Origin of the sequence: Methanosarcina thermophila TM-1, from assembly GCF_000969885.1 — an archaeon.
GTDB lineage: Archaea > Halobacteriota > Methanosarcinia > Methanosarcinales > Methanosarcinaceae > Methanosarcina > Methanosarcina thermophila.
This window is the reverse complement of sequence record NZ_CP009501.1, coordinates 2,560,286-2,572,542: the sequence shown is the minus strand read 5'-3', so window position 1 is coordinate 2,572,542 and position 12,257 is coordinate 2,560,286. Positions and strand designations below refer to the sequence as shown.

General features: G+C 39.1%; 9 protein-coding genes. 1 reads left to right on the top strand and 8 read right to left on the bottom strand.

Features of this window, described 5'->3' with window-relative positions:
* Positions 1–297: 297 nt before the first annotated feature.
* Positions 298–1,395: a right-handed parallel beta-helix repeat-containing protein gene (locus MSTHT_RS11155; protein WP_048167847.1), complete on the top strand. Its 1,098-nt coding sequence runs from the start codon at positions 298–300 to the stop codon at positions 1,393–1,395.
* Between the two features lie 400 nt (positions 1,396–1,795).
* Here the strand turns inward: MSTHT_RS11155 and MSTHT_RS11150 are convergent, their stop codons facing one another.
* From MSTHT_RS11150 to MSTHT_RS11115, 8 genes are all read right to left on the bottom strand, one after another.
* A complete protein-coding gene (locus MSTHT_RS11150; RefSeq protein WP_181952200.1) occupies positions 1,796–3,742 on the bottom strand; it encodes a PD40 domain-containing protein in 1,947 nt (648 codons plus the stop codon).
* 469 nt (positions 3,743–4,211) lie between these two features.
* Entirely contained in the window at positions 4,212–4,547 is a 336-nt protein-coding gene (locus MSTHT_RS11145) for a hypothetical protein (protein WP_048167845.1), read from the bottom strand.
* 159 nt (positions 4,548–4,706) lie between these two features.
* Positions 4,707–5,840: an alpha-L-rhamnosidase-related protein gene (locus MSTHT_RS11140; protein ID WP_048167844.1), complete on the bottom strand. Its 1,134-nt coding sequence runs from the start codon at positions 5,838–5,840 to the stop codon at positions 4,707–4,709.
* A 176-nt stretch (positions 5,841–6,016) separates the two neighbouring features.
* Positions 6,017–6,244: a hypothetical protein gene (locus MSTHT_RS11135; protein WP_048167843.1), complete on the bottom strand. Its 228-nt coding sequence runs from the start codon at positions 6,242–6,244 to the stop codon at positions 6,017–6,019.
* A gap of 534 nt (positions 6,245–6,778) precedes the next feature.
* Positions 6,779–7,744, bottom strand: coding sequence for a right-handed parallel beta-helix repeat-containing protein (locus tag MSTHT_RS11130; RefSeq protein ID WP_082086830.1), 966 nt, complete (start codon positions 7,742–7,744; stop codon positions 6,779–6,781).
* A gap of 1,305 nt (positions 7,745–9,049) precedes the next feature.
* Entirely contained in the window at positions 9,050–10,765 is a 1,716-nt protein-coding gene (locus tag MSTHT_RS11125) for a glutamate--tRNA ligase (RefSeq protein ID WP_048167842.1), read from the bottom strand.
* Positions 10,766–11,157: 392 nt separating this feature from the next.
* Entirely contained in the window at positions 11,158–11,463 is a 306-nt protein-coding gene (locus MSTHT_RS11120; protein ID WP_048167841.1) for a hypothetical protein, read from the bottom strand.
* Positions 11,463–12,197, bottom strand: a complete 735-nt coding sequence (locus MSTHT_RS11115) for a fumarylacetoacetate hydrolase family protein (protein WP_048167840.1) — start codon at positions 12,195–12,197, stop codon at positions 11,463–11,465. Before MSTHT_RS11115 ends, MSTHT_RS11120 begins: the two co-directional genes overlap by 1 nt.
* Positions 12,198–12,257: the final 60 nt, after the last annotated feature.

The window sequence follows — 12,257 nt, the reverse complement described above, 5'->3', positions numbered from 1 at the left end:
GACATTATTAACACGATAAAATTCTATAACAATATCGGATTCTACAGTATTTAAACTTTAATTGAAATTAATTTCCTTTATCGTAGAGGATAATGAACTATTTAAGGATAGTTGTTTAGAATTTTTGGTTTCCAAAAGTATATTAATTTCAGAGAAAATTTCTTTTCTGGCTAAGTCTTGAGAGAATTTTCACTAAAAAGTGATAAAAATCTGAAAAAGGGACACCTTCTTTCTATTGGGAGTTAAAGTCTGGTTAGAGGATATGGAAGTTTGAAAAGGGGAAAGTGAGAACCGAATATGAGAGGAACAAAAGGAAAGAATTTTAGAGCTATTAAGCTGATATTGTTTGCGGTTATTCTGATAGTTCTATGCACCTGCTCGGCTGTTTCAGCCTCCAATTTGAGAGTAAGTTCGGCTATTGAAGGGGATTATACCTCCATACAGGCTGCAATAGATGCCGCAGAAGCAGGAGATACAATTTTTGTAAGCCCGGGAACCTATGTTGAAAATCTTAAAATAAATAAAGAAGTACGAATCTGGTCGGACTCTAGAAGACCAGAAAATACAGTCATAAGGGCAGCCGATACTGAGGAAAGTACGGTTGAAATCAGTGCTGATCGGGTATTTTTTAGCGGATTTGGCATTGAAGGCTCGGAAAAAGCAGGAATCCTGCTCACAGGGGTCAAAAACTGCTATATCAATAACAACAGAGTCCTGGGAACTGAATACGGCATTCTTCTTAACGGTTCAGAAAGGAATACCATAAGAAGTAATCTCGTTACCCTCAATGAAATAGGAATAAGACTTGAAAACTCAAACTCAAATGATATCCTGAATAATGTAATTGCCTACAATTATGGTCCTGGAATCTCCCTTGAAGCAAGCAGCAGGAACCTTATCTATAATAATTATTTCAAAAACGCTGAAAACGTCGAAGAAAAAAATATAAATGCGGAAAATATCTGGCAGAGCCCTCTCGTAACAAGACAGAACATAGTCAAAGGTCCTTACATTGCCGGAAACTTCTGGTCTGACCCTGAAGGCAAAGGTTTCAGCGAGACCTGCGTGGATGAAAACAATAACGGAATTTGCGACACTTCGTATAACATTACAGGTGGAGGAATCGATAAGTCCCCACTTTATCCTAAAGTCCCGAACGCCGTTAAAACCCTTGAAAGCAAACTGAATGTCAGTGCTTATGAGCAGGGACTCGCCGACAGGGAGAACGCAGCCAGTCCGGAAACACCAGTAAATGAAACCGAAGGATCAGCAGAACCTGAAACCGAAAACACTACCAATGAAGGAGTTCAGGAGGAAGCTGAATCCCCTGGTCCGGGGGCTGGAATTCTGGCGGTAGCTATAGGCGCGGCTTACCTCCTGAGGCGGAACAAGTAAAGAAAGGAAAATAAAGACATAAAACCGGAAAGATGAGAGAAGCAGGGGTAGGAATTTAGCGAGAATGTTGAGATAAAGTTGAAAAAATTCAAAGAAATTTGAATGAAATCAAGGAAAGTTAAAAGAAATTCAAATATAGTTGAAAAGAAACTTGAGATATCCGAAAAGGATAGTGAGAATTCTCACTATCCTTAACCTGATTTTCTTATTATTTTTTATCTTAAAATTTCATTTTTTTGCCACTACTATCCTGACATTGTTTTAGTGTTGCTGCCTTTTACGTTTCTCACTGTCAAGCTGACAGTGTTGCCCTTTTGTCAGTAAATTGAATTTTCAATGGAGCTTTTACAGATAGTGGAAAAGCTGAGATGCAGCAACACATAGCTTTTAGTTTTGTGTTTCAAATCTCGCGCATGTATATATTGGAGTTATACCCATCATCATATAGCCATACTATCCTGTTATCATAAATAACAGGCTGGTATGCTAATCCACTGGAACTAATTCTCATTTTCTTATTGGTGGAGATGTCGTACATGAAGATGCCATGATTTGTGAACCCATCATCCTCTCCACCATCATCCTGCCACACTATCCTGTTACCATAGATTGCAGGAGATCTTTGGGCATCCGGACTGTTGGTTATCTGAGTTTCTTTTTTAGTTGAGAGATCATACATATAGACATCAGTATTCCCATTGCGAGTATTTGAATATACTATCCTGTTACCGTAAATTGCAGGCTCGTATGCCAATTCAGTAGGGCTAATTCTCATTTTTTTATTCGTGAAAATATCGTACATGAATATGCCATGATTTGTGTATCCATCATCCTTACCACCATCATCCTGCCACACTATCCTATTTTCATAGATAACAGGATGTGTCTGAGCATCTGGACTGGAGGTAATCTGAGTTTCCTTTTTAGTGGAAAGGTCATACATATAGACATCAGTATTCCCATTGCGAGTACTTGAATATACTATCCTGTTACCATAAATAGCAGGGTCATATGCTAACCCAGTAGGACTGATTCTCATCTTCTTATTGGTGGAAATATCGTACATGAAGATACCATGATTTGTGTATCCATCATCCTCACCACCATCATCCTGCCACACTATCCTGTTACCATAGATTGCAGGACATCTCTGAGCATCTGGACTGCTGGTTATCCGAGTTTCCTTTTTAGTGGTGCGATCGTACATGTAGACATCCGTGTTTCCATTGCGAGTACTGGCGTATACTATCTTATCACCGTAGGTAGAAGGACCATCTGCTGACCCACTGGTAGTGATCTGAATTTCATTATCAGATGTATTGCTGTCATTAGAATTATTGTCATCCTGAGACGGTTCTTCATCCCAGGTAAGAGTAGCCATGTAAATGTCGTTGTTTCCATTGCGGTAGTCCTGCCATACTATCCTGTCACTATATATTACAGGGTTATATGTTCCAGCTACAGGATCATCTACTGATTCGCTGGTTGTGATCCGGGTCTCTGTAGAATTTGAGATATCATACATGTAAATATCCGGATGGTCACTTCGATAGTCCTCCCACACTATCCTGTTCCCATAGATAGAGATGCTTTTTTTGTATGATCCAATAGTGGAAATCTTAGTTTCTGTGGATGTGGATATATTATACAGGTATAAGTTGACACTATCTTTCACATAAACTATTTTATCGCCATAAATAGCAGGTTTTGATCCATCGGCGGAAATCAGAGTTTTCTTATTACTGGAGAGATCATAAATGTAGATGCCTCGCCTGCTTTCATCGAGACAGTCATACCATACTACTTTATCACCACAGATCATTGGATGAGGGTTGCCCCAGCATCCCAGTGCAGTGGTAGCAATCGAGGTCTCGTTATGGGCGGATAGATCATACACATAAATATCCGTTTCTGCATCTCCATCACGATTCTCACGGAAATCCTGCCATATTATTTTGTCACCATAGATGGCAGGATTAAATTGAAATGATTCGTTAGTAGTTATTTGGGTTTCCTCGGATGTAGAAAGGTTATACATATAGATATCAGGATTGGAAACACCGTTGCGCTCATCTTCCCACACAATCCTGTCCTCGTAAATATCAGGCCAACCTTGCCATGATTCATTAGAAGTAATCTGAGTTTCTTTGGAAGTAGACAGGTCGTACATGTAAATATCAAGATTACCATTGCGCGTATCATGCCATACTATTTTATCACCATATATATCAGGCAGCATTTGATCTGATACATTGGAAGTAATCTGAGTCTCAGTAATTACAGGCGAAACTTTTTCCGCAGTAACTATTGATGCTGTACTGGCAATTAAAAACAAAATTAAAGCCATAAAAATTAAACTCGCCTTACAAAATGTTTTCATCTTTTTCATCATACTCATTCTCGTTTCTTAAATAAAAAAATTTAATTTAATTAATAATAATTTAGTGTGTATACTTAATTTTTTTCTTTTAACTTTTATATTTATAAAAAATAAAATTTATTTGATGATTTATAAGAAGTCTTGAATTATAATAGAATCAGAACTTAGTATAATTTCCAAAAATACGAGTAAAATGAACTTGATATGTACAAACACAATGCTAAAATACAAAAATAGTAAAAATAGTTACTTTGAAATTCTCAATTGAGACTAATAAAAGTTAAGTAACTGCCCTTTCGGAGTATATATTCCTAGTAAACGAACTTTGACTGGCTGAATAGCCACAAGTGTTCAATAAAAAAGAAATAAGGATCTTCCTCATTTTAATTTATCCAGGATTATAATGTTTGTAATCGCGACTATTTCTGCTCACAGGTTAATAGTAAATAATTTTATAAATTGATTTTTTGCTCTCACTGCTAAATGTAAGATATTTCCCAGTTTCGTCTTCATAGTAGATACTCTGTAGAGGAATACCTGAGTCTATGTAAGCTTGTTTATCTTCAGGTACTGGGAAATTAAACCTGAGTTCTCCAGGATAGTTGGTCTCATAATCGAATATTATAGTATTATCATCAAATGTGTAATTGTATGAAAGCTGGGTATCTGATATCGGTTCATAAAGAGATATAGAGCCATTGTCTGTCCCAAGTCGTGGTGTAATTACTAAACTTTTATTTGAAAGGTCAATACCAAAATAACCTTCAATCACGCATTGCCCCAATACGCCTGCACTCCCTACAAAAGCTGGGCTGCCTTTACCCTCACCATTAAGGTTGCACCATTCGTATAATCCTCCTAAATTATTGTCTTGATTTGCAATTTCTCGCAGATGAGTAACTGCATCTTTATGGCGACCCTTTTTAAATTCTTAAAGAATTAACCTGCCTGCAAACCAGTCCCATTGACCCCCATTTTGATACTCGTACTCCTCGTCCATAACAGGATTTGCAAAGAATCCTTCTGGATAAGCAGGAATAAGCACACTGCCAATGGTGCTTGCATTCGCCTGCACTTTTCTTTCTTTGGCAGTCTCAAAGATTTGCTCAGCCTGGGTATGGTTTGCGAGGCCAGACTGTATCGCGATTGCATTTCCACCCATAGGAAATATCTCATCTTCGTTAAAATCCAAGTTAACTGGTGAGATCTGGATATGCATCTTATAATATCCCCTGTCCTGCTGCCAGAGATATTTGTTTGTGTTTTCTTTGATTGATTGTGCAGTATCAGACCAGAAAATTGCCCTTTCCTCCTCTTCAAGGTCAGAGTATATCAAAGAAAGTTCATTGCAAGCCTGGAAAAAGAATGAATTGTCGTAAATATCACATGTCCAGTGTGTTTCATTTGAAACATGGGTTCCAGGAGTGTCCTCAAACTGGACATCTCCCCAATCTGCAGTGTAAGCCCCGGTTATTAATCCATAATCATTGTTATAACGGATCATTAACACCCACATCAGGGAATCATCCAGTCTGTCGATAATTCTTTTTTCTCCTACCGTTTTTTCAAGCCAGGAAAGATTTCCAGTCATCTTATAGTATAAATATGCAGAATGAACAAGACTGGCTTCCTGATCGGTTTCAACTGTATTTTTGTCACTGCCGTATGGAGAAATATAATCAGCAATCGAGCCATTTTCTTCCTGTCGGCTACAAAATGCTTCAATCCAAGAACTGAAGAAATTTTCCGGGAAAAGGTATCTTCCTGTTTGAATAAGAGTTGCACTGTTGCGAACCCATATTTGTGGATAACCTGAGCCTGCATAAAACCCGGAAATTAATGTCCCGTTGTCTGAAAAAATAGTTGCAGAAGAGTTTGTCGTATTTACTATAAGAGTCTGTAACTTATTTATTTCCGGATAATCTGTCCTGTATTGGAGTTTCCCTTTTTGTTCCAGAGGTTCTTTTGAGATCTCTACTTCTTTTTCAAGAGGTTTTATACCCCTGGTTTCAAACCAGTAAACTCCTTCCTTAACCAGATCTATAACAAGTGTATAATTTCCCACCTGGTCAGGGGTTTTTATCAGGGTTCTGGAGATTATTGTATCTCCAGGTTTTACATCATATGGTAGATGTGTCCGGAGTCCATCGTGAATAACAGTTCCACTTGTGTTCTTCCAGTGATAAGATATACAGATCGGTTCTTTGACATCTTTATTCCATATCTCTTTACCAGTATTTTTTACCGTGATATTTTTATAGAGTATATTGAATCTGGAGTTATTTTAGATAGAATTTCAAGGTCTGAACACTCTGCATAATAAACTGGAATTAGCTCGATCCCAGATTCCGAAGTTCTCATATCTCCTGAATCCTGACTCTCTACTACTATAGAGGATACAAGAACTAAATATATAAACAGAGATGCTGATGCTATGGTTACTGAAAATAAATGCTTTTTATCTTTCATTCATTTCTTCCCAATGGCGCCTACTTTATAATACGCAATTTAATAATTAAAGAGTGTGTTTAGCCTTAAGCTTTTCTAGTTTCAATACATATTAATAGAGTTTTTTTCAAGTTCAAGGTTAACGATTCAAGGAATAGGGGCAAATTGAAACAAATTGACGTAGAACTTCCAGAATTTTTCAGCGCAAAAATCTAAAGATAGAGACATGAACGCCGCTATCAATATCAAGAAATTCACTCTCATAAATCAAAATCTAATTGGATTGTAACATCTATGGAACATGGGGAAGAGCTTGAGGACTTACCCTCAATAGAGAAAAAAAGAGCCAAGAAACCACTCAGTCTTTAGCTGAGTGGTAGTTCACCTTGATAAACTGTATCAGGGAGGGGTAACCGAAGCCAATTATCAATGACAATGGCTTTAATGTTCTCTTCTGTCAATGATGTATTATCGGCTTCGGTTACCTGTTAAGGAACACTCTCTGTTGCGAGAGTCTCATTAAACGTTGAAGCGGTTCATTAACTCCTGTGAGCCTTACTTGCCGAGAGAGCCGTATCCGTACCCTTTCGCCACCCAATTATCAACGTTGTGATCAGATGGTCCCAGTATATTTGAGCCTGAGCCTACCTGAATGTAAGGAGACACGTTCCACATAACGTTATCATAAACGCTAATTGACCCTTTAGCGTTCCAGTTTCCAACACCTGCACTGCTGCTTGATCCTTTAAAATCATGCATAATGTTGTGATGGACTTTCACATTAGTCAGCGTATTTTGGAGCTGAACGCAGCACCATCCAGATCCGGCACTGCCTGTGAAAGTATTGTGGTCAACTTCAATATTTGCACAGTTGTCTACTCTGACACCTGTATTGGTCTGAACCTCAACATAATTGTTATACATTCTGGAATTCTTGGTTCCGGAGAGGAATGATACGCCATCATGCCCTGAGGACTGTATTCTGCAATTATATACGTTTATTCCAGAGCTTTTACTTATTCTGACACCATCACCATACAGATAGCGATCGAATAAAATGTCATGTATTTTAGCATTACTCACAGATAAGAGTCTTATGCAGTTTCTATATGATCCATGACCTCCATCTTTAGGTCCGGTTGCCGTACTTTGGAATTGAAGATGAGATACTTCAACGTTAGAAACACCTGATCCGAATATATATCCTGGCGCCCCTTCGGAATTACAGACTGAGCCTGTGGCAAAGATTATTGTGCCGTCGCCGGAACCTTTCAGTACTACATTAGATTTCAAAACTATAGGTGCACTTATCTTATAAGTGCCAGCACTGAGGATAACAACTCCAGGGTTACTTGAGGTTGCTTTTGATGCTACGGAATTTATTGCATTATTAATTGCAGTCTGGGCACTTGACCCAGTAGGATTTACAGTTATTGTATTCTGCGCGCCTAACGCAGCGGGTACGGCTGTTAAAATAAGGCATGCTGCTAGGAATAGGGTTCCTATCTGTCTTTTTAGCATCGTATCACCTTTGGGTTGGGTTTGGAATTTGAGTGGACTCAAGAAATCTCTGGGGTCCTAGTATAATTACCCAAAGCACATACGACTATTAAGCTAAGACACATTGTCAGGAACAGCGTCTCCAGCTCCATTTTTAGCATCGTATCACCTTGGGTTGGATTTAGAATCTGAGAAAACTCAAAAAACTATAGAGTAGTTGTGTATCCAACAGCTGATACGTTTTTTAAGCAAAACATGCTGTCAGGAACAGGGTTCCTGAATTCCTTTTTTACCATTGTATCGCCTCTGGATTGGATATAGAATTTGAGTAAACTCAAATGCTCTAGGATTATTGTACATTTTTCCCAGATATTCCTCAAAATTCCATATTACGTTACTCGTAATGTTTTTCCGAACTATCTAATTAGACCGAGTCTGTATCTAATATCTAATTATGCCGGGTCTATACAGTAATTCAAAGATTCTAATTACGTCTGCGTAATATTTTTGAATCTACCCAATCCGGTTCTCTGCGACCAATGTGGGGCGGACACGCTGCACACAGAGTCCCACACTCCAATAACCTTATAGGGATCAGTCATTGGAAGTGAGGTCGGATTAGAATTTCTGGCTTCTACCGCTAAAAATCTGTTACTGAATACAGGACAATCCCCTTCCGGTCAATTCTTCCTGTTTTCAATAACGGCAGTTTTTAGCCAGGGAAACTCTTCTAAAAGGTTTCCATTTATTTGTTATTAATTACGTTGCTATCAGGGTTTATACAGATTATATTATAAAATATTTTTGTTTTTTTGATGAGAAATTTGGGAAGACTGTTTACATAAGGAAGAAAAGTTATTAAAAAATAATCGAATATAATTGAATATTTCTGCTGCTAATGACAAAAATTTAAAATATAATAATAAAAAATTTTTAGAAATTGAGAAGCAAATATTTTTTTGTTTTCCTGATCCATTAACTAAGAACTATTATAAAAACAAACACATTAATTTATATAATTTATAGTAATAATTATTTCAATAACCATCCTGGAGATTAGATTATTTTCTTTAATTGGATAATACTAAGAGAGTCTATCGATATCGAATTCTTCCCTGATGTTTCTCTTCTTTAACTGAATAGTAATAATATTAACAGTTTCTTCTCTTTAACTGGATAGTAATAATACTAACAGTTTCAAATGGGCAAATACTAAAGAAAAAAACTGACTAATTCTACACTTTCTCTCTGCGGAAAAATTAAAAAATTAATGGAAAGCTGATAAAAGAAAAAGGACTGTTTTCTGCCCTTTTTCTTTCTGAAAAATCATTTGTGGGCAAAATATGCCACAGTTTGTCCCTCATCTACTGAATCAATTCTGCAGAAACCGAAGCGTTCGAACTGTACGATCTTATCAAGTTCGGCTGCAATTCCCTGCTCTCCAATCCCATCAATATCGCCTTCGGGACCACGCACTTTCACATTTATGCCGTCAAGTGGGACCCAGTGGATAATTTTTGCTTTTGCTTTTTTAAGAGCTTCAAGAGAAATATCAGAGATTTTTGCCCGTAACGGGGAAAGAGAAGTGATTTCAATATTGCAGAAATCCTTCAAGCGGATGATAGAGCCCACTTTTAGCTTATCGACATCATCATGGCAAATAAGCACCTTATTTTCTACCGCGATCTCCCGGAATCCTCTTGTATGGTCAGTGGGATGAAGCGGAGCTTTAACAACAGTAGGTTCGGCATCTATAATTTCCAGTTCTACCGGATTCCAGACAAAGAAGTAGCGGTTTGCGATGGGGTCTACGATTTTACGGTTCTCAGCATAGAGAGACTCCATACTTATGCTTACATCGGTCATTCCAACTCCCATATCGATCATGAACCTCTTGAGGGCTTCAGCCTGGATTCCACGGCGTCGGATAGCCCGAACTGTGGGAAGCCTCGGATCATCCCAGCCGCTATATTCTCCTGCTTCGATGGCTTTTCTAAGGGTGCTTGTACTGAACTTTCCAAACTCATGGATCTTGACCCTGCCCCAGTGAGTTGTTATGGGGTACTTCCAGCCGAAGTATTTGTAAATGTAGCTCTGCCGCTTTTCGCTATCTATAAGATCTTTTCCTCTAATGATATGGGTCATACCCAGCTCGTGATCTTCAATAGCCCCTGCAAAATCCAGAAGGGGCCAAACAACGTACTTATTCCCTATTTCAGGGCGGGGATGCGACATCTTTCTTATTCTGAAAGCACCCCAATCCCTCAAAGCAGGATCCTTATGTTCTATATCCGTCTTTATCCTCAGCACTGCCTGGTGGTCTTCATATTCCCCAGCAAGCATCTTCTCCCAGTGCATAAGGTTTTCTTCAGGGCTGGTATCCCTGTGCGGGCACGCTTTTTTAGCATCCTTGAATCGCTTGAAGTTTTCTCCTTTACAGAAACAAACGTAAGCTTTGCCCATTTCAATGAGTTTTCTTGCGTAATCGTAATAGAGAGGGAAGCGATCAGAGGCATAAACCACCTGGTCAGGCACAACCCCGAGCCATTTGAAGTCATCGAGATACCAGTCATAAGCTTCAAGCATGGGGCGTTTTATATCAGGATCAGTATCATCAAAGCGCAAGATGAACTTTCCCTTATACATCTTCACGTATTCGGAATTAACTACCATACCTCTTGCACTGCCCAGGGTTGCAGGCCCGTTTGGATTCGGGGCAAAACGCATCACAACCTTACCCATTTCCGCCCCCTCAAGAGGTTTTAAGCCTTTTTCAGGTTCCTTTTTCACGTTCAGGGCTTCAATAAGTTCGGGGGCAATTTCCGAAAGCTTTGCCTCCCAAGTTTCAGGATTCTCTTTGCTAATTTCGGCGACAATGGCTTCAAGAGCCTCTGATACCGCCTTCGGGTCGGATCGAAGTTGAGGGCACTCCCCCATTACCTTACCCATTACAGCCTTGGGTTGGGGAGCTTTTCCATATTTTACAGCGTTTTGATAAGCATATTTTTCAATTGTTTTAAGGTCTTCAGGACTTAAAGTCATAGAAGTTTCTCCAAAAATAAACATGGATTAAATAATTAATTTGGATAATGATTGATTTTGATTAAATGATTTTGATCAAATTTTTGATTAAATAATTGATTTTGGTTAAATGATTTGGGATTAAAAGATTTGAGATTAAATGATTTTGATTAAATAATTTGGATTAAATGATTTGGATTAAATGATTGATTAAGAATATAAGTCTACAGACACCTTCACAAGTTTTTCGAAAACGCTTGAACGAAAACCGGCATAGCGGCGTAATCAAGCGATGTAACACAAGCCTTTTTTGAAAAAGCTTGAGCGAAAACCCAGGCAACGGCGGGGTCAAGCGGCGCAACGCTTGGCGATAAACCGTCGCAAGGGTTTAGGCTCAATGATTGCAGGGGGTTTTATCTGGGAATAGACGCCCCAATTTCCCGTATACGAGCCAATTTTTCGTTGATTTTCTCAAACTCGCCTTCGAGTTCCTCGAGGAATTTAGGAACTGCTTCCCCTGGCACTGCACCCTGGGCTGAAGGCTTTATAAGGTTAGCTTGCTCAAGAACCCTGAGGGAGTAGCGTACTTTATGGTTCTGCATTCCGGTAACTTCTGCAAGTTTCAGGATTCCGATAGGAGCTTCTTCAATCACTTTTTTGAGCACCAGAAAATGGCGCTCGGTAAGGTCAAGTTCCGTTCCGATATGCTCAAGCAGCATCAGACAACCTCGTTTCTTAGTATTCCGATTCCCTGGATTTCAACTTCCACAATGTCCTCACGCTGAAGTTCTCCAACACCAGGCGGAGTTCCTGTGGCAATAACATCTCCGACTTCCAGGGTCATGATCTCGGTGATAAATTCAATAAGATAAGGAATGTCAAAAATAAAGTTTGAAGTGCTGGAAGCCTGTCTAGTTTCCCCATTCACCCTGCAGGTAATTTTTGCATCATTAACATCAAGCTCATCTGGAAATGCAAGATAGGGTCCAAAAGCTGCAAAAGTATCAAAACTCTTTGCTCTTGTCCACTGTCCGTCTTTTTGCTGAAGATCCCGCGCGGTTACATCGTTAAAACAGGTATAGCCAGCAATTACATCCTCGGCTTTTAAGGCAGAGATATTTTTACAGCGTTTGCCTATCACGACTGCAAGTTCGGCTTCATATTCCACTCTGGAGCTGGATGCAGGATAAATTATCTTATCCTCATGCCCTATAACGGCTGAAGGAGGTTTCAAAAAGATAACAGGAGTATCCGGGACTTCCATGTGCATCTCTTCAGCATGATCTCTGTAGTTCAGGCCAACACACACAATTTTGGAGGGAGACGAAGGCGGAAGGACGCGAAGTTCCGAAAGCTCAAAGATTCCTGCGGAAGCTCCTCCCTTTGGATACACATGCCCATCTTCTATTTCTCCATAGAAAATCTCATCTCCTGATCTGAACCTTCCAATCATATCTCCGTCTTCTCCTGCTTTCCGGATGAATTCACCTGCTTCCTTTTATTTTTTTAAAAG